18 protein-coding genes are annotated in these 16,722 nt (G+C 66.0%); 11 read left to right on the plus strand and 7 right to left on the minus strand.

All coding sequences use genetic code 11. The features are described from left to right. Positions 1 to 24: 24 nt before the first annotated feature. Complete coding sequence (gene fliD / locus AC5LXK_RS00895; protein ID WP_493389949.1) at positions 25 to 1,533, minus strand: flagellar filament capping protein FliD; 1,509 nt, start codon at positions 1,531 to 1,533, stop codon at positions 25 to 27. 132 nt (positions 1,534 to 1,665) lie between these two features. Beyond that, a complete protein-coding gene (locus AC5LXK_RS00900) occupies positions 1,666 to 2,823 on the minus strand; it encodes a flagellin (protein WP_493389950.1) in 1,158 nt (385 codons plus the stop codon). On the opposite strand from AC5LXK_RS00900, the gene AC5LXK_RS00905 reads away from it, so the two are divergent. Then, entirely contained in the window at positions 2,822 to 3,106 is a 285-nt protein-coding gene (locus tag AC5LXK_RS00905) for a hypothetical protein (protein ID WP_493389952.1), read from the plus strand. The two genes, AC5LXK_RS00900 and AC5LXK_RS00905, sit on opposite strands and share 2 nt — an antisense overlap. Before the next feature lie 237 nt (positions 3,107 to 3,343). After that, on the plus strand, positions 3,344 to 3,556 hold the full coding sequence (gene rpsU, locus AC5LXK_RS00910; protein WP_006401410.1) for a 30S ribosomal protein S21: 213 nt from the start codon (positions 3,344 to 3,346) through the stop codon (positions 3,554 to 3,556). 160 nt (positions 3,557 to 3,716) lie between these two features. Here rpsU and AC5LXK_RS00915 read toward each other — a convergent pair whose 3' ends face one another. Next, positions 3,717 to 5,840 carry a TonB-dependent siderophore receptor gene (locus tag AC5LXK_RS00915; protein ID WP_493389953.1) on the minus strand — a complete coding sequence of 708 codons (2,124 nt, stop codon included), beginning with the start codon at positions 5,838 to 5,840 and terminating at the stop codon, positions 3,717 to 3,719. 230 nt (positions 5,841 to 6,070) lie between these two features. Between AC5LXK_RS00915 and AC5LXK_RS00920 the strand changes: the two genes are divergently transcribed. Beyond that, complete coding sequence (locus AC5LXK_RS00920) at positions 6,071 to 7,306, plus strand: PepSY-associated TM helix domain-containing protein (RefSeq protein ID WP_493389954.1); 1,236 nt, start codon at positions 6,071 to 6,073, stop codon at positions 7,304 to 7,306. Between the two features lie 62 nt (positions 7,307 to 7,368). Here the strand turns inward: AC5LXK_RS00920 and AC5LXK_RS00925 are convergent, their stop codons facing one another. Beyond that, complete coding sequence (locus AC5LXK_RS00925; protein WP_493389955.1) at positions 7,369 to 7,971, minus strand: DNA-3-methyladenine glycosylase I; 603 nt, start codon at positions 7,969 to 7,971, stop codon at positions 7,369 to 7,371. A gap of 143 nt (positions 7,972 to 8,114) precedes the next feature. Here AC5LXK_RS00925 and AC5LXK_RS00930 point away from each other — a divergent pair, with 143 nt between their 5' ends. Beyond that, complete coding sequence (locus AC5LXK_RS00930) at positions 8,115 to 8,996, plus strand: glucosamine kinase nucleotide-binding domain-containing protein (RefSeq protein WP_493389956.1); 882 nt, start codon at positions 8,115 to 8,117, stop codon at positions 8,994 to 8,996. Between the two features lie 137 nt (positions 8,997 to 9,133). Beyond that, positions 9,134 to 9,958: a Cof-type HAD-IIB family hydrolase gene (locus tag AC5LXK_RS00935; protein ID WP_493389957.1), complete on the plus strand. Its 825-nt coding sequence runs from the start codon at positions 9,134 to 9,136 to the stop codon at positions 9,956 to 9,958. A gap of 133 nt (positions 9,959 to 10,091) precedes the next feature. Here AC5LXK_RS00935 and aqpZ read toward each other — a convergent pair whose 3' ends face one another. Beyond that, entirely contained in the window at positions 10,092 to 10,832 is a 741-nt protein-coding gene (gene aqpZ, locus AC5LXK_RS00940; RefSeq protein ID WP_493389958.1) for an aquaporin Z, read from the minus strand. Positions 10,833 to 11,131: 299 nt separating this feature from the next. On the opposite strand from aqpZ, the gene AC5LXK_RS00945 reads away from it, so the two are divergent. After that, positions 11,132 to 11,428, plus strand: a complete 297-nt coding sequence (locus AC5LXK_RS00945; protein ID WP_493389959.1) for an H-NS histone family protein — start codon at positions 11,132 to 11,134, stop codon at positions 11,426 to 11,428. Between the two features lie 103 nt (positions 11,429 to 11,531). Here the strand turns inward: AC5LXK_RS00945 and AC5LXK_RS00950 are convergent, their stop codons facing one another. Both AC5LXK_RS00950 and AC5LXK_RS00955 read right to left on the minus strand, forming a co-directional pair. After that, positions 11,532 to 12,596: a glycosyltransferase family 4 protein gene (locus tag AC5LXK_RS00950; protein WP_493389960.1), complete on the minus strand. Its 1,065-nt coding sequence runs from the start codon at positions 12,594 to 12,596 to the stop codon at positions 11,532 to 11,534. A gap of 228 nt (positions 12,597 to 12,824) precedes the next feature. Further along, positions 12,825 to 13,262: a hypothetical protein gene (locus tag AC5LXK_RS00955; protein WP_493389961.1), complete on the minus strand. Its 438-nt coding sequence runs from the start codon at positions 13,260 to 13,262 to the stop codon at positions 12,825 to 12,827. Here AC5LXK_RS00955 and flhD point away from each other — a divergent pair. The 5 genes from flhD (at position 13,261) to AC5LXK_RS00980 (ending at position 16,704) form a co-directional block, all read left to right on the plus strand. Next, the gene (gene flhD / locus AC5LXK_RS00960) at positions 13,261 to 13,581 is read left to right on the plus strand and encodes a flagellar transcriptional regulator FlhD (protein ID WP_039346834.1); all 321 of its coding nucleotides are present in this window, start codon (positions 13,261 to 13,263) and stop codon (positions 13,579 to 13,581) included. The two genes, AC5LXK_RS00955 and flhD, sit on opposite strands and share 2 nt — an antisense overlap. A gap of 93 nt (positions 13,582 to 13,674) precedes the next feature. Further along, entirely contained in the window at positions 13,675 to 14,229 is a 555-nt protein-coding gene (flhC, locus tag AC5LXK_RS00965; RefSeq protein WP_011350591.1) for a flagellar transcriptional regulator FlhC, read from the plus strand. A 174-nt stretch (positions 14,230 to 14,403) separates the two neighbouring features. Next, on the plus strand, positions 14,404 to 15,264 hold the full coding sequence (gene motA, locus AC5LXK_RS00970; protein WP_493389962.1) for a flagellar motor stator protein MotA: 861 nt from the start codon (positions 14,404 to 14,406) through the stop codon (positions 15,262 to 15,264). A gap of 13 nt (positions 15,265 to 15,277) precedes the next feature. After that, entirely contained in the window at positions 15,278 to 16,297 is a 1,020-nt protein-coding gene (gene motB, locus AC5LXK_RS00975; protein ID WP_493389963.1) for a flagellar motor protein MotB, read from the plus strand. A gap of 29 nt (positions 16,298 to 16,326) precedes the next feature. Next, entirely contained in the window at positions 16,327 to 16,704 is a 378-nt protein-coding gene (locus AC5LXK_RS00980; RefSeq protein ID WP_493389965.1) for a response regulator, read from the plus strand. Positions 16,705 to 16,722 lie beyond the last annotated feature (18 nt).

Below are 16,722 nucleotides of genomic sequence, written 5' to 3' on the forward strand. Positions count from 1 at the left end.
TGGACTCTCCTGTCCGGCTAGCGGTCAGCTCTTGTTGTTCGACATCGCGCCGGCGCTGTTCGTGCCGCCGAACAACTGCGTCAGGTATTGCGAGTTGCTGTTCATCGTCGCCATCAGCGTGTTGAGCGCGGTGAACTGCGCCTGGTACTGGCTGGTCAGCTGCGCGACGTAGTTCGACAGGTTCGTCTGCTGCTGCGAGACGCTCTTCAGGTCGTTGCTGAGCGCCGTGGTGCGCACGGAGATCAGCCCGTTCGTCTGCGTGTAGTTCGTGATGTTGGTCGTGAGCTGCTGGCCGATCCCGTTCGTCGAGTTGAACAGGGTCGCCACGCCCGACGGATTGCTCTGCAACGCGCCGTTGAGCGCCGTATTGTCGACCTGCAGCGTGCCGTCGGCCTGCAGCGTGACGCCGATCGACGCGAGGTTGACCGTCGAGCCGTTGCCGCTCACGCCGCTCGCGACGATCGACGCGAGTGCGTTGCTGATCGTGTTCAGGGTCGGGTCGCCGAGCAGCGGGCCTTGCGACGATGCGCCGGACGTGAAGCTCGACAGCGAGCCCATCGTCGTGACGAGCGTGTTGTAGAGCGTCGCGAAGTTGTTGATCGCGGCGGCCTGGGTCTTCGTGTCGGCGGCGACCGTCAACGTTTGCGGCTGCGTTGCGCTGACGGCGGCGCTGGTCAGGTTCAGCGTGACGCCGGTGATCGCGCTCGTCACGGTGTTGCTCGCGCTCGTGCCGGCGATGCCGTTGATCGAGAACGCGGCGTCCTGCGCGGCGTTGCTTTGCTTCCACGCGGCGCTGCTGTTCGCGGACGTGAACGTCGACTGGCCGCCCGTCGTGCTGGCCGTCGACGTGACGCCGAGGCTGGACAGGCCGTTGTCGCCGGCGACGTTGCTGAGCGCGACGCTGATCGTGTTCGCTGCGCCGGTCGGCGTCGAGCTGAGCACGAGGTGCGCGCCGTCGCTGCCGTTGACGACCGATGCGACGATGCCCGGGTTGCCGGCCGTGTTGTTGATCGCGGCGGCGATGCCGGACAGCGTGTTGTTGGTGCTGTTCACGTCGACCGTGAACGACTGGCTGCCGAGCGACAGCGTCATCGTGCCGGTGCCGAGCGCCGTCGACGAGCCGAACGCGGCCGACGACAGCGACTGCGACGTCGCGATCTGCGTGACGCCGAGCGAATAGCTGCCGGCGACGGCGCCGGCGCCCGCGGTCGCGGTGACGCCGGTGCCGCTCGCGGTCGCGGTGAAGGTGTTCTGCAGCGAGCCGTTCGACAGTGTCGTGAGGCTGGCCTGCAGCGCGCTCAGCGCGGCCGAAAGGGCGCCGAACGCGGAAATCTGGGTGTTGTCGCTGCCTTGCTGCGCGCTGAGCGCGGCAGCCTGACCGGCGGTCTTGGCATTGACGAGTGCCGTCACGAGCGAGTTGACGTCCATCGACGAGTTGCCGGTCGAACCACTGATGATCGATTGGGCAGCCTGCTGCAGCTGGCTGTTGGCCGAGCTGTTGGCGGCGGTGACGGCGGAATTGATCGTCGACATCGTATTGCTCCGTGCGGCGGATGATCCGTGGAATTCTGAATGAAGACCCGGCTGCGGGGCAAGGCCCCGCGCGCCAAGTGCTTGCGGCCGGGCCACGCATTACGCGGGGCCCGGCCGTGGGTTGCTACGCGATTACTGCAGGAGCTTCAGGACCTGCTGCGGCAGCGAGTTCGCCTGTGCGAGCACCGAGATGCCTGCTTGCTGCAGCACCTGGTTCTTCGACATGTTCGCGGTTTCCTGCGCGAAGTTCGCGTCGGTGATCTGCGACTGTGCCGACGACAGGTCGGTCGATTCTGCCTGCTGCGACGTGGCGATTGCCGTGAAGCGGTTTTGCGCCGCACCGAGTGCCGCCTGCAGGTTGTTCACCGTCTGCAGTGCGTTGTCGATCGACACCATCGCGACGTTCGCGCCGCTGACCGTGCTGATGTCGAGGTTCGACACCGTGGACGGCTTGTTGACGGCGTTGATCTGCGCAACGGCGTTCGAGATCGCGGTGAGCGATGCTGCCGACATGCTGGAGCTGGTCGCGCCCGAGCTGATCGCGATCTGCGTGACGGACTGGCCGTTGGACGCCGTACCTGCCGACGTCGTGAAGACTGCCGATGCTGCGGAGCTCGACAGCGTCGAACCGTTCTGGTCGGTGAACGTGAAGCCGCCCTTGCCGTCCGACGTCACGTTGATGGCCGTGATCGTTGCGCCCGACGACGTGTATGCGCCGCTGGAGTTGAGGCTCAGGCCCGTGATTGTGCCGACCGTCTGGCCCGTCTGAACGACGCCGCCGCCGATCTGTGCCGCCGACATGCTTTGGCTCAGGTCCAGCGAGATCGTCTGGCCGACGTTTGCGCCGACCTGGAACGACACGATGCCTGCGTTGCCGTTCAGGATGTTCGTGCCGTTGTACGTCGTTTGCGACGCGATACGGTTCACTTCCTGGATCTGCTGCGCAACTTCCTGTTGCAGTGCTGCCTGGTCGGTCGTGGACATCGTGCCCGTCGACGCCTGAACGGCCAGCTGGCGGATACGCTGCAGGCTGTTCGTCAGCGACGACAGTGCGCTCGATGCCGTTTGAATCATCGACACGCCGTCGTTGGCGTTCGACACGCCCTGGTTCAGACCGTTGATCTGCGTCTGCATCCGGGTCGAGATCGCGAGGCCTGCTGCATCGTCCGCTGCGCTGTTGATGCGCTTGCCCGACGACAGGCGCGTGATTGCCTGCGACAGGGCGTTCTGCGAGCCGTTGAGGTTCTGCTGTGCAACCAGCGAGTTGATGTTGCTGTTAATTCCGAGCATGGAAATTCTCCTGTTTAAGCCGAAAGCCCTGGAAAGCCGTTTTGGCGTCGGCGGAAGCACTCGTTCATTGCTGGCCGCCTCAGAGCAGGATTTCGGCGCACCAAAACAAAACTTGAGGGGCGCGTTGAGATTCGGCCCGATTTTTTATCCATATTTGTCATTTCAAACGGGCGCGACGCGATGTCGGATTAACGGGGGCAGAGACCAGCCCGAACACGCAGTCGTAACGCTGTGCGCGCACGACCGACAAAAGGGTGGTTTTGTCTGTGATTCCCTGCTATGATGGCGGGCTGAATTGAGATTTCTGTCAAGCCTCTGCCGTTTTCGGCATGTCTGCTGGCAGTCAAACGCGGCGCTGCACGCGGCTTGTGAAGCGTACTCGCGGTGCTTTCCGCCTCTCTTTTCCGGCCTCCGAGGCCGTATTTCCGCTCGTTTCGCCTGTTGTTGGGGGACGCTCGGATGGCCGGTGCGTGGCGCTTGGCCGCTACGTTTTTGACCGTTTAAGCAATTTAGGAACGACATGACGACGATTCTTCTGAAAGAAAACGAGCCGTTCGAAGTGGCGATTCGCCGCTTTCGCCGTGCTATCGAAAAAAATGGCCTGATCGCTGAACTGCGCGAGCGCCAGTCCTACGAAAAGCCGACCGCAGTCCGCAAGCGCAAGAAGGCAGCAGCCGTCAAGCGCCTGCACAAGCGCCTGCGCAGCCAGATGCTGCCGAAGAAGCTCCACTAAGAGCGTCTGTCGGTTCGCCGCGAAACGGCGGAGTGTGCCTCGAAAGAGGCCGCTCCGCCGTTTTGCTTTTGGCGTCCGGGAAAATCCCGATGCCGCCGCGGTGTGGCAGATGAGGCCGATACGGCCGATGGCCGGCGGTTTGCGTCCGCTGGCGCGGCGCTCAGAAGTCGATTTTCGCGCTCAGGCTCACCGTGCGCGGGTCGCCCGGCTTCACGTAGTCCGCGTACTGGTATTCCCAGTAGCGGCGGTTCAGCACGTTGTCGATCGACGCACGCAGCGTCACGTCGTGGCGGCCGACCCGCGTCAGGTAGCGCGCGCCCGCATTGACGACGAGAAAACCCGGCGCGTCGAGGCCGCCGGCCGCGCGCAGCGGCGTCGCGCCGATGAATTTCGCGTCGACGCCGAGTGTCAGCCCCGGCACGCCCGGCACCGCATAGCCGATGTCGCCGGCCAGCACGAAGCGCGGCGCGCCCGCAACCCGGTTGCCGTTGTTGCCGATCCCGTTTGCATACCACGCGTCGAGCAGCATCGCGTCGACGCCCGCGTTCCAGTGCGCGCCTAATTTCGCGCGCGTACCGATCTCGATACCCTGGATGATCGATTCGCCGTCCTGCACGTAGACGTTCGCGGCATTCGCATATTCGGCGCTGCGCTCGATGCGGAACAGCGCGGCCGTCGCGCTCCAGCGCGCGTGCTCGCTCTTGATCCCCAGCTCGTACTGCTTGCTGCGCAGCGGCTTGAGCACCTGGCCCGCATTCGCGTAGACATCGTTCACGCGGCTGCCGGGTTCGAGCGATTCGGCGTAGCTGGCGTACGCAGTGGTCGTCGGCGCGAGCTTGAACATCACCGCGAAAGTCGGCGTCACCACGCCGTTCTGGCGATAGCCGGGATCCTCGGCGCCGCTCGCCTGGAACGAGCGCTGCTCGTAGTTCATGTAGCGCACGCCTGCGAGCACCGACCAGCGCTGGGTGAGCTGCACGGTATCGCTCGCGAACAGCGACTTCTGCACGATCTCGCTCGTCCGGTACTGGATGAAGCCGTGCGGGCTGTCGTAGCGGTATGGATTCGGCGCATAGAGGTTGCCGGCGCCGAGCGGCACGAACACGCTGTTCGCCGAATAGTCGTTCGCCTGCTTCTGCCATGACGCGCCGAGTACGATCTGATGGCTGAACGGGCCCGTGCGCACCTTGCCCTCGACCATCGCGCGCCACTGGCTGAAGCGGTGATCCTCCATCCCGACGTAGCGGCTGTCGGTGTAGTCGCCGGCCGCGTCCTGCAGATACAGCGTGCTTTCGTTGCGGCGGCGCGTCGCCTTGCTGTAGCTGTACGCAACGTCGAGCTGCCAGTCGGGCGCGATCTGGTACTGCAGCCCGGCCGTATAGAGCTGCAGGTTCGTGTTCAGGTACTGGTCCTTGCCGCCGAGGTTCGTCGATCCGCCGCTGATCGTCGCGGGCAGCGCGCCGCCCGGGTAGCTGCCGGTGAAGATCGACGGCGTCTGGCCGGTCGTGCGGCGCTCCTGATACAGCGCGCCGAACGACACCGACAGGTCGCGCGTCAGGTTCGCCTGCAGCGCGAGCGACACGCTGTCGCGGCGGATGTTGCCGTCGTTGTACGTCTTGCCTTCCTCGTGCGTCGCGTTCAGCCGCGCGCCGAACATGCCGTTCGGCCCGAAGCGCTGGCCGAGATCGACGTGCTCGGTCCACACGTTGGTGCTGCGGTAGCCGATATCGACGCTGCGCACCGGTTCGACGCCCGGCTGCTTCGTCACGTAGTTGACGACGCCGCCGGGCGTCACGAAGCCGTACAGGAACCCGCCGAGCCCCTTCAGGAGTTCGACGCGATCGAGCTGCTCGTACGGCATCGTGATCCCGTACGTGACGAACGGCAGCCCGTCGATCTTGTAGCCGTTCTGCCAGTCGAGCGGCATGCCGCGCACGGTCATGTAGCTCGCCCATGCGCTGTACGCGCCACTGTTGTCGGACACCGATGCGTCGTTCGCGAACACGTCGCCGAGCTTGTACGGCTGGCGCGCCTCGAGCTCCTCCTGCGTGACGATCGTCGTCGAGAACGGCGTGTCGAGCTGGCGGCGCGTGCCGAGCGCGCCGGCCGAGAGGGTGTCGGTCAGGTGTTGCGGCGAATCGTGCGCGGCCGTGATGTCGAGGGCCGGCAGCACCGCGGCGTCGCCGGGTGAATCCTCCGCGTGCGCGAGCGACGCGGCAAGACAGGCGAGGGCGGCGGCCACACGGCGTGGACGGGCTGGAGGGCGGGCAAGGCGGACGGTCATGACGAGTGAGTAAAAATGCAAGTAAGAATCATTCGCATTGAGTTAAAATGCCGCGCATCGTATCAAAACCCGCTGAACGCGCAACAATTCCATGCCGCGCACAAGGGCATCCGGCCTCGCCTGGGCGTGGCCGGACGGCGCTTGCGCGGCATTTGACATCACATGACCTGCATCCCGTCGAACCGGGGCCGCCGCACGCGCCGGCCCGCTTTCCTTTCGCTGCGCCCGCGATGAACGCGTTCCTGCGACCGTTTCTCGTCCGCCTGCATCGCTGGTTCGGGCTCGCCATCGCGCTGTTCCTGTTCGTCGCCGGGCTCACCGGCGCGCTGATCGCGTGGGACCACGAGCTCGACGCGGCGCTGAACCCGGATTTCTATACCGCGCGCAGCGGCGCGGCGCCGCTTGCGCCGCTCGAACTCGCGGCGCGCATCGAGGCCGCCGATCCGCGCGTGCAGGTGACCTATCTGCCGCTCGCGGTCGAACCGGGGCACACGCTGCAGGCGGGCGTGATGCCGCGTACCGATCCGGCGACCGGCCAGCCGTATGCAATCGACTTCAGCCAGATCGCCGTCGATCCGGCGACCGGCGCGGTGCAGGGGCGCCGCGAATGGGGCGCGCTGTCGCTCGCGCGGCTCGACCTGATGCCGTTCATCTACCGGCTGCATTACTCGCTGTTCCTGCCCGAGTACGGCGGGATCAACTTCGGGTTCTGGGTGATGGGCGTCGTCGGCATCGTGTGGGCGATCGACTGCCTGATCGCGCTCGTGCTCGCGTTCCCGAACCTCAAAAGCTGGCGCAAGTCGTTCGCGTTCCGCGTGCGGCGCGGCGGCTATCCGCTCGTGTTCGACCTGCACCGCTCGGGCGCCGTGTGGGTATGGGGGCTGCTGCTGGTCGTTGCGGTTACATCGATTTCGATGAACCTCGCCGTTCCGGTCGTGCGGCCGCTGGTGTCGCTGGTGTCGCCGCTCGCCGAGACGCCGTACACGAATCCCGAGCATTTCCCGCCGGCCCCGCCGGGCAGCCAGGTACTGCCGCGCGAGCGGATCGTCGAGATCGCGCGTGCGGCAGGGCGCGACGCCGGGATCACGGCACCGCCTGGCGCGCTGCTGTACGCATCGGCGATGAATGCCTATGCGGTCGGGTTCTTCACGCCCGGCAATGACCACGGCGACGTCGGGCTCGGCAATGCGTGGCTGTACTGGAACGCGGTGACCGGCCAGCCCGTCGCGGCCCAGGTGCCGGGTCGCGGGTCGGCCGGCGACCTGTTCATGCAGGCGCAGTTTCCGCTGCACTCGGGGCGGATCGCCGGGGTTGCCGGACGGGTTGCGGTGAGCGTGCTCGGCATCGTGATCGCGATGCTGAGCGTGACTGGAATCTGCATCTGGGTAAAGAAGCGCAGCGCACGCGTGCGGGCCGCGCGGAGCGCGCGGTCGGTCGTGCCGGAGGCGTCGCGCGCTGCGCGGTAAGCGGACGTTGGCGCGCGGCGGGGCGGCGGCGCAGGACAGGCGCCCCGCGTGTACCGGCGCCTTCAGCCGGCTTTGCGCTTCCGTGCCGGCTGCTTGCCGCCGAGCGCCGCGCATTGCGCGTGGCACGGGCAGCCGGTTTCGTGATCGTTGACCATGCCGGTCGCCTGCATCAGCGCATAACAGATCGTCGAGCCGACGAACTTGCAGCCGTATGCCTTCAGCGCCTTGCTGAGTGCGTCGGACTGTTCGGTCGACGCGGGTGCGTCGCGGTACGACTGCCAAGCATTCTGGACCGGAGTGTTGCCGACGAACGACCACAGGAACGCGGCGAGCGACCCGTGCTCCTCGCGGATGCGCTGCACGGCGCGCGCGTTGGTCACCGCCGATTCGACCTTCGCGCGGTTGCGCACGATGCCGGGGTTCTCCAGCAATTTCTCGATGCGCTTCGGCGTGAAGCGCGCGACGGCGTCGACGTCGAAATCCGCGAACGCCTCGCGGTAGCCCGTGCGCTTGTTCAGGATCGTCGACCACGACAGCCCGGCCTGCGCGCCTTCCAGGATCAGCATTTCGAACAGGTGGCGATCGTCGTGCGACGGCACGCCCCATTCGGTATCGTGATAGTGAGCGTCCGCTTCCGTCTTCACCCAGTTGCACCGCTGCGACATCGTCTGCCTCGTTTTCAGTGTCGATTTCGATCATGCCAGCATAGCGGAAGCCCTTTTTGCGGGATAGCCGGCCGAACGGCAGATGGGCGCGCGGCGCCGATCCGGTTAAGCTTGGCGCCTGTTCGAATCAGCAGGATGAAGGCATGGCGGCATTACTTTTTACGATCGGCATCGACGGCGGCGGCACCGGCACGCGTGCGGTGCTGGCCGACCGGCACGGGCGCGAGCTCGGGCAGGGGCGCGGCGGCCCGTCGGGGCTCGGCCTCGGCATCGAGCGCGCATGGGCATCGATCGGCGCGGCGTGCGCGGACGCATTCACGCAGGCCGGCTTCGCGTTCGACTGGTCGCAGTGCGCGCTCGGCTGCGGGCTCGCGGGCGTCAACAACGCAGCGTGGCTGGCGGCGTTCCGCGCGCAGGCGCCGCTCGGCGCGCTCGCGATCGAGAGCGACGCGTACACGACCGTCGTCGGCGCGCACGGCGGCGCGCCGGGGCTCATCGTCGCGCTCGGCACCGGCAGCATCGCGGCGGCGCTCGATGCGGCCGGCACGTGCCGGATCGCCGGCGGCTTCGGCTTCCCGTCCGGCGACGAGGCGAGCGGCGCGTGGCTCGGCGTGCGTGCGCTCGCGTACGCGCAACAGGCGCTCGACGGCCGCGTGCCGCGCGACGCGTTCGCCGGCGCGCTGCTCGCGGAAACCGGCGCACAGGATCGCGACGCGCTCGTCCAGTGGTCGTGCGATGCGAACCAGACGATCTACGCGCGCCTCGCGCCGATCGTGTTCGCGCACCGCGCGCATCCGGTCGCCGGCGCGCTGATCGCACAGGCCGGCGACGAGATCGGCAAGATGATCGATGCGCTCGATCCGCAGCAGGCGCTGCCGGTCGCACTGTGCGGCGGGCTCGCGAGCGCGCTCGCGCCGGCCGTGCCGGCGCGCCATGCCGCACGGTTGCGCGAGCCGCTCGACGATTCGGCGCACGGCGCGCTGCGGCTCGCGCTGCAGGCGCTGCGGGCCGCGGAAGGCGGCTGAAACCGGGCGCCGGCGGCGCGGGTAGCGCGTCGCAGCAGCATCGAGGGCGGTGCTTGCCGGGAAACCGCCCGGCGCACTGCCGGGCACGACGTTAAAATGGCGATTCCGCAGAGCCCTGAGCGCCATTCTCTCGTCCCATGTACAAAGTCATCGCCACCGATCTCGACGGTACCCTGCTGAACAGCGACCACCAGCTCGATCCGTACACGATCGACACCGTCCGCCGGCTCGACCGCGACGGCCTGCAGTTCGTGATCGCGACGGGGCGCCACTATGCGGACGTCGCCGGTATTCGCGACGTGCTCGGCATCCGGCCGTACCTGATCACGTCGAACGGCGCGCGCGTGCACGCGCCGGACGACACGACGATCCACGCGCAGGACATCGATCCCGCGATCGTCCGCGGCCTCGTGCAGCCGGACGTCACCGGCGCGCACGGCCGCGTGATCGTCAACCTGTTCACCAACGACGGCTGGCTGATCGACCGCGATGCACCGCACCTGCTCGAATTCCATCAGGATTCGGGCTTCCGGTACGACGTGATCGACATGGCCGCGCATGACGGCGCCGACATCGCGAAGGTGCTGTACATCGGCGAGCCGGCCGATCTGGCGGTCGTCGCCGAGCAGATGCGCGTGCGTTTCGGCGATGCGCTGTACGTCACGTACTCGCTGCCCGACTGTCTCGAAGTGATGACCGCGAACGTGTCGAAGGGCCGTGCGCTGCGCACGGTGCTCGCGCGGCTCGGCGTCGACACGGGTCACTGCATCGCGTTCGGCGACAACATGAACGACATCGACCTGCTCGAAACCGCCGGCCATGCGTTCATGATGAACAACGCGAACCCCGACCTCATCACCCGGCTGCCGCACATCCCGCGGATCGGCAACAACTTCGATGCGGGCGTCGCCCGTCACCTGCGCACGCTGTTCTCGCTTGAGGACAACGTCGCCGCTTCCTGAGCGTCTGGCCCAGGGGCGCGTTTCCCGAGCGGAAATGAAAAACGGGCGCCAGTGGCGCCCGTCGAAATGACTTGCCTCGATGTTCTTGGACAGCGTGAGGCTCGCTGCTCTGCTCGCTTGACCCCGTAGTGTTTTATTCGCTTGTGCGAGCCGATGCCGGCAGCAGGTCGACGGCGTTGTCACGCCCGGCGACCAGCGGGTAGATGATCCCTGCGAGTACCGCGCCGATGATCGGCGCCACCCAGAACAGCCAGAGCTGGCCGATCGCGTCACCACCGACGAACAGCGCCGGGCCGGTCGAGCGCGCCGGGTTCACCGACGTGTTGGTGACCGGAATCGAGATCAGGTGAATCAGCGTCAGGCACAGGCCGATCGCGATCGGCGCGAAGCCGGCCGGTGCGCGCTTGTCGGTTGCGCCGAGGATCACGAACAGGAAGAAGCCCGTCATCACGACTTCGCAGATGAACGCCGCGCCGAGCGCGTAGTGGCCGGGCGAACGATCGCCGAAGCCGTTCGTCGCAAAGCCGCTGCCGACGACGTCGAAGCCCGGCTTGCCCGTTGCGATCAGGTACAGCACGAATGCGCCGAGCGTCGCGCCCACGACCTGAGCGACGATGTACGGCGCGAGATCGCGTGCCGGGAAGCGGCCGGCGACCGTCAGGCCGACGCTCACCGCCGGATTCAGGTGGCAACCCGAAATGTGGCCGATTGCGAATGCCATCGTCAGCACGGTCAGGCCAAAGGCAAGTGCGACGCCGGCAAAGCCGATGCCCAGGCCCGGAAAGGCGGCGGCCAGCACGGCGCTTCCGCACCCGCCGAGCACCAGCCAGAACGTGCCGAATACCTCTGCAGCGAGACGCTGAGAAAGATTCATGTAAGGACCTCGATCAAATGGGTTGAAGGCGATCGGACGACGCAACGGATTTATTCCATCGCCCGAAATTGGTCTGGATTATAGGAAATGAATCGGGTTCGGGAGGGTCAACGATTGTTAAATTTGAATGGCTGACGAATGCCTTTTATTAGAATAAGTCCGCATTCTCGATATAGACGATTCGGTTAAAGATGGCAGCATTTATTTCGAAGGGCAGGGCGGTAGTGCGGATGGCGTAACGGATGTTGGTGTCCCGGCCGGATTCGCCGGGGCCGCATCATCGAAAAGGGAGTCGAAAAATGTCTCAATACGCGAAACTCAAGGCGCAGATCGCCGATCTGCAGGCCCAGGCGGACGACGTGCGCCGCCAGGAAGTGGCGGCGGTGATTGCCGACGTCCAGCGAATGATTGCCGAATACGGCCTGACGGCCCAGGATCTGGGATTCGCGGAGCGGGCGCGGCGCGGACGGCCGCCGAAGAAGGCGCCGCTACCGCCGAAATACCTCGACCCGAAGTCGGGTGCAACCTGGAGCGGGCGCGGCAAGCCGCCGAATTGGATCGTCGGGAAAAACCGCGACCGTTTCCTGATCGAATGACTGAAAGCCAAATAGAAAGAGCCGCATCGGCGATGCGGCTCTTTTGCTTTGCGCGCCGATTTCGGCGCGGATTTTACGGAATATTTCCGGGCGGATTTCCGTGTCAGGCGCCCGCGACCCGGCGCAATGCCGGTTGCCGGGTTGCCGAACAAAGCGATTCGTAAGTTTCGACATAACGCTGCGCCATTGCCTTCGAGCTGAAACGCGTGTCGAAACGCTGGCGGATCGCGGTGCGCGACAGCGTGTCGATCCGGTGCAGCGCGCCGACCGCGCCCTGCACGTCCTCGACGATGAAGCCGGTCACGCCGTCCTCGATCACTTCCGGCACCGAGCCGCGGTTGAACGCGACGACCGGCGTACCGCAAGCCATCGCCTCGATCATCACCAGGCCGAACGGCTCCGGCCAGTCGATCGGGAACAGCAGCGCTTTCGCGCCGGACAGGAACGCGGGCTTTTGCGCTTCGTTGATCTCGCCGATGAATTCCACGTGCGCTTCGCCGAGCAGCGGCTCGATTACTTCCTTGAAGTAGTCGGCGTCGGCCTTGTCGACCTTCGCGGCGATTTTCAGCGGCAGCCCGCTTTGCGCGGCGATCCGGATCGCGGTGTCGACCCGCTTTTCGGGGCAGATCCGGCCGAGGAACGCGAGGTATTCGGGCTTCACGCCGGGCTGCGGCGTGAGCAGCGTGTCGGGCAGCCCGTGATACACGGTGCCGGCCCACGCGGCCTGCGGCAACGGCTTGCGCTGGTTGTTCGAGATCGACACGACCGGCGCGTCCGGGAACGCGTCGAACACCGGCTGCAGTTCCGGCAGGTCGAGGCGGCCGTGCAGCGTCGTCACGTACGGCGTGTCGAGGCGCGACATCAGCGGGAACGGCAGGTAGTCGAGGTGGAAGTGCAGGACGTCGAATTCGTGCGCGACGCGGGCGACCTGCTCGAGGAGCCGCATGTGGGGCGCCATCGAATCGCGGATCGACGGGTCGAGCCGCAGGGCGCGCGGCCATGCCGCCTCGAGACGGGCCGACGTGACGGAGTCGCCGCTGGCGAACAGCGTCACGTCGTGGCCGAGTTCGACGAGCGCCTCGGTGAGGTAGGACACGACACGCTCGGTGCCGCCGTAGAGTTTCGGCGGGACGGCTTCGTAAAGCGGCGCGATCTGGGCAATTCGCATGGGTGTTCTCCTGTGTCGATCCGTGGGCGCGACGGCGCCGGTGCGGATCCCGTACAAGGTTGCGGAACTTGCCGACGCACGCGGTTCGCGGTACGTGGCCGGGCCCTGGGCGGGGTGCGCGGGGCGCCGGACGGCAAGCTGCGGGGCGGGCCGGCACGGCTCGCGCCGCCGCCCATTGCAGTCCATTATCGATATCGCACTGAAGGGTTCGAGTGTTTTTTCAAACACTTAAGGCTTGTTACACGATGAAATACGCGAAAACCCCGAGAAAAAGGGCGAGGAATCGTGATTGGAGATGGCAGCAACTATTGTTGCGCTATCGTGAAAAAGCACTATAATTTTTACCGATCCGATTGTCGGCAGCCTTGCCGGCAAGCCTTCCGCCACCGCGCGGCGGCCATCGGGCCCATCGCAGCCGAATCCGCGTTGCAACCCGTTTTTCCGATTGCGCCTTTCAATTCGCCTTGTCGGAAAAATTCCTACACGGTTTACAGACAAATCCTGCATGGCATACGCCACTTCGCTGATACCGGCGTAAATGCCGTTTGGCCAAAATTCGCCCTGTAAGACTATAAACGAGCCGACCGAGCGCCAAACGCGCTCCGATCGAGCAAACGTTTTCATAACACGAATGGCCAAAGCAAAGCTCTTTAACGGGGGAATCATGAGCGCTACCAGCGAAATGCTCAGTGAGATCAAAGAGGTCAACCTGTCGTACCTCCTCCTCGCGCAACGACTGCTGCGGGAAGACAAGGCGATGGGCATGTTCCGCATGGGCATTTCCCAGGAACTCGCCGACCTGCTCGCCAACCTCACGCTCGCACAGACCGTGAAGCTGGCTGCGTCGAACCAGATGCTGTGCCGCTTCCGCTTCGATGATCACGCGCTGCTGTCGTCGCTTGCCGACAAGGGCCGCAGCGATGTCGTCGCGCACGCCCACTCGGCCATCCTGATGGCCGGGCAGCAGGTCGAAGGCGTCCGCTGATCCATCCCGCCTTGCGTTGTGTCCCGGCGTGCCGCGCCGGTGGGCAGCGTATTGGCCACTCATCCGAACAACGTCAAGCGGACGGTTATCACCATGGCAAGCAAAAGCGTCGTGATCGAGGTGAAGGAAATCACCCTCGCCATCGAACTGATCGAACTGGGCGCCCGGCTGCAGCTGCTGGAGGCGGAGACGAGCCTGTCGCGGGACCGTCTGATCAAGCTGTACAAGGAACTGAAGGGCGTGTCGCCGCCGAAGGGGATGCTGCCGTTCTCGACCGACTGGTTCATGACGTGGCAGCCGAACATCCACTCGTCGCTGTTCTACAACATCTACCGGTTCATGCAGGACCACGGCCGCTGCGAGCCGATCCAGTCGATCGTGAAGGCGTACCGGCTCTATCAGGAGCACGTCAACCTGTCCGGCGACGAGGCCGCGCTGAGCCTCACGCGCGCCTGGACGCTCGTGCGCTTCTTCGATTCGGGGATGCTGCAGATGACCCCGTGCACGCGCTGCGGCGGCCACTTCGTCGCGCATGCGCATGATCCGCATCAAGGTTTCGTCTGCGGCCTGTGCCAGCCGCCGTCACGCGCGGGCAAGACCCGCAAGGCCGCCGCCGCGCGCGCCGAACTGGCTGCCGCCGCGGCCTGAGCGCCGCCGGGCAGGGGCGGGGCGCGGGCCGCGCCCGCGTGCCGGGCGAATCGTCCGTGAATTGCTGGTAAACACCGTCGGGCCGCCGCCGGGCGGCCGCGAAAGTTTTCCTGCCGACTGCCGTAAACCTGCTTAACGGCGGTCTTCCCGCCGGTCTTTCGTGAGGGACAGGCAGTGCTGATTATCGTGGGAACTCTCGTGACGCTGTTGTCCGTCTTCGGCGGTTATGCGCTGGCAGGCGGGCATCTGGGCGCGTTGATCCAGCCCGTCGAGATCCTGATGATTGCGGGCGCCGGCGTCGGCGCGTTCATTCTCGGCAACGGCGGCAAGACCATCAAGGCGACGCTGCGCGTGCTGCCGACGCTCTTCAAGGGCTCGAAATACACGAAGGATGTCTATATGGAGCTGATGGCGCTTCTTTACGTGCTGCTCGCGAAGGCACGCAAGGAAGGCACGCTGACGCTCGAGGCCGACATCGACGATCCGCAAAAGAGCCCGATCTTCACGCAATACCCGAAGATCCTCGCCGATCAACACATCGTCGAGTTCCTGACCGACTACCTGCGCCTGATGGTGGGCGGCAACATGAACGCGTTCGAGATCGAGAGCCTGATGGACGAGGAGATCGAGACGCATCACGCGGAAGGCGAAGGCCCGGCGCACGCGCTGATGCGCGTCGGCGACGCGATGCCGGCGTTCGGCATCGTCGCGGCCGTGATGGGCGTCGTGCACACGATGGCCTCGGCCGACAAGCCGCCCGCGGTGCTCGGCGCGATGATCGCGCAGGCGCTGGTCGGCACGTTCCTCGGGATTCTGCTGTCGTACGGGTTGATCGGGCCGCTCGCGAGCCTCGCGGAGCAGCGCGTTGCCGAGTCGACCAAGATGTTCCAGTGCATCAAGGTGACGATCCTCGCGACGCTGAACGGCTATGCGCCGGCGATTGCGGTCGAGTTCGGCCGCAAGGTGCTGTTCTCGACCGAGCGGCCGTCGTTCTCCGAGCTCGAAGAGCATGTCCGCCGCGTGAAGGCGAAGTGACGCGGAGCGACCGATGAGCAAGAGCAAGGATCGCGCGATCGTCGTCAAGCGGGTGGCCCCGGCGAAGAAGGGCCACCACGGCGGCGCCTGGAAGCTCGCGTACGCGGACTTCATGACCGCGATGATGGCGTTCTTCCTGCTGATGTGGCTGCTGAGCTCGGTCACGCCGGTGCAGCTGAAGGGGATCGCCGAATACTTCAACACGCCGCTGAAGGCCGCGATTCTCGGCAGCGGCGACCGCAATTCGCAGGATTCCAGCATCATCAACGGCGGCGGCCGCGACCTGTCGAGCGTCGACGCCGGCACGCTGCGCCGTACCGACGGCACGACGCCGCTCGCCGATCGCGTCTCGAAGGCCGGCGACGACAACACGCGCTCGCAGGCGCAGGGCGCGCAGGACCGGCTCGAGCAGGCGCGCCTGCACGACCTGCAGATCAAGCTGATGGCCGCGATCGAGGCCAACCCGACGCTGCGCCAGTTCAAGCAGCAGATCCGCATCGATTCGACACTGATGGGGCTGCGCATCGAGATCGTCGATACGCAGAAGCGGCCGATGTTCGCGATGTCGAGCGATCGCGTCGAGCCGTACATGCGCGACATCCTGCGCGAGATCGGCAAGACGCTGAACGACGTGCCGAACCGGATCATCGTCCAGGGCCATACCGACGCCGTGCCGTACGCGGGCGGCGAGGGCGGCTACAGCAACTGGGAACTGTCGGCCGACCGCGCGAACGCGTCGCGCCGCGAGCTGATCTCCGGCGGCATGGACGAGGCGAAAGTGCTGCGCGTGCTCGGCCTCGCATCGACGCAGAACCTGAACAAGGCCGACCCGCTCGATCCGGAAAACCGCCGGATCAGCGTGATCGTGCTGAACCGCAAATCCGAAGAGGCGCTGATGCGCGACGATACGACGACCACGACGCTGTCGGCCGATGCCGCCGGCTCGAAGCAGCTCGCGCAGCAGCTCGGCGGCGCCGCGCCGGCCGTGCGCCCGGCGCTCGCGGCGTCCGCCGTCGCCGTGCCGAAACCCTGACATCGACAAGACCAGCTTCCGAGACAGACATGATCCGAACCATTCTCGCCATCGACGACTCCGCGACCATGCGTGCACTGCTGCAGGCGACGCTTGCACAGGCAGGCTACGACGTGACGGTGGCGCCGGACGGCGAAGCCGGCTTCGACATGGCCGCCACCGCGCCGTACGACCTGGTGCTGACCGACCAGAACATGCCGCGCAAGAACGGGCTCGAGGTGATCGCCGCGCTGCGCAAGCTGACCGCGTATGCGGACACGCCGATCCTCGTGCTGACGACCGAAGGCAGCGATGCCTTCAAGGACGCCGCGCGCGACGCGGGCGCGACCGGCTGGATCGAAAAGCCGATCGACCCCTCCGTGCTGGTCGACCTGGTCGCGACGCTGTCCGAGCCGGCAGCCTCCTGACATGAACGCGACGAATTC

The organism is Burkholderia pulmonis (assembly GCF_984667975.1).

Bases quoted from the DNA above. Each gene is read 5' to 3' on its own strand.
- fliD (WP_493389949.1), bottom strand. From the start codon at position 1,533: ATGTCGACGATCAATTCCGCCGTCACCGCCGCCAACAGCTCGGCCAAC.
- AC5LXK_RS00905 (WP_493389952.1), top strand. From the start codon at position 2,822: ATGGAAATTCTCCTGTTTAAGCCGAAAGCCCTGGAAAGCCGTTTTGGC.
- AC5LXK_RS00900 (WP_493389950.1), bottom strand. From the start codon at position 2,823: ATGCTCGGAATTAACAGCAACATCAACTCGCTGGTTGCACAGCAGAAC.
- rpsU (WP_006401410.1), top strand. From the start codon at position 3,344: ATGACGACGATTCTTCTGAAAGAAAACGAGCCGTTCGAAGTGGCGATT.
- AC5LXK_RS00915 (WP_493389953.1), bottom strand. From the start codon at position 5,840: ATGACCGTCCGCCTTGCCCGCCCTCCAGCCCGTCCACGCCGTGTGGCC.
- AC5LXK_RS00920 (WP_493389954.1), top strand. From the start codon at position 6,071: ATGAACGCGTTCCTGCGACCGTTTCTCGTCCGCCTGCATCGCTGGTTC.
- AC5LXK_RS00925 (WP_493389955.1), bottom strand. From the start codon at position 7,971: ATGTCGCAGCGGTGCAACTGGGTGAAGACGGAAGCGGACGCTCACTAT.
- AC5LXK_RS00930 (WP_493389956.1), top strand. From the start codon at position 8,115: ATGGCGGCATTACTTTTTACGATCGGCATCGACGGCGGCGGCACCGGC.
- AC5LXK_RS00935 (WP_493389957.1), top strand. From the start codon at position 9,134: ATGTACAAAGTCATCGCCACCGATCTCGACGGTACCCTGCTGAACAGC.
- aqpZ (WP_493389958.1), bottom strand. From the start codon at position 10,832: ATGAATCTTTCTCAGCGTCTCGCTGCAGAGGTATTCGGCACGTTCTGG.
- AC5LXK_RS00945 (WP_493389959.1), top strand. From the start codon at position 11,132: ATGTCTCAATACGCGAAACTCAAGGCGCAGATCGCCGATCTGCAGGCC.
- AC5LXK_RS00950 (WP_493389960.1), bottom strand. From the start codon at position 12,596: ATGCGAATTGCCCAGATCGCGCCGCTTTACGAAGCCGTCCCGCCGAAA.
- flhD (WP_039346834.1), top strand. From the start codon at position 13,261: ATGAGCGCTACCAGCGAAATGCTCAGTGAGATCAAAGAGGTCAACCTG.
- AC5LXK_RS00955 (WP_493389961.1), bottom strand. From the start codon at position 13,262: ATGATTCCCCCGTTAAAGAGCTTTGCTTTGGCCATTCGTGTTATGAAA.
- flhC (WP_011350591.1), top strand. From the start codon at position 13,675: ATGGCAAGCAAAAGCGTCGTGATCGAGGTGAAGGAAATCACCCTCGCC.
- motB (WP_493389963.1), top strand. From the start codon at position 15,278: ATGAGCAAGAGCAAGGATCGCGCGATCGTCGTCAAGCGGGTGGCCCCG.
- AC5LXK_RS00980 (WP_493389965.1), top strand. From the start codon at position 16,327: ATGATCCGAACCATTCTCGCCATCGACGACTCCGCGACCATGCGTGCA.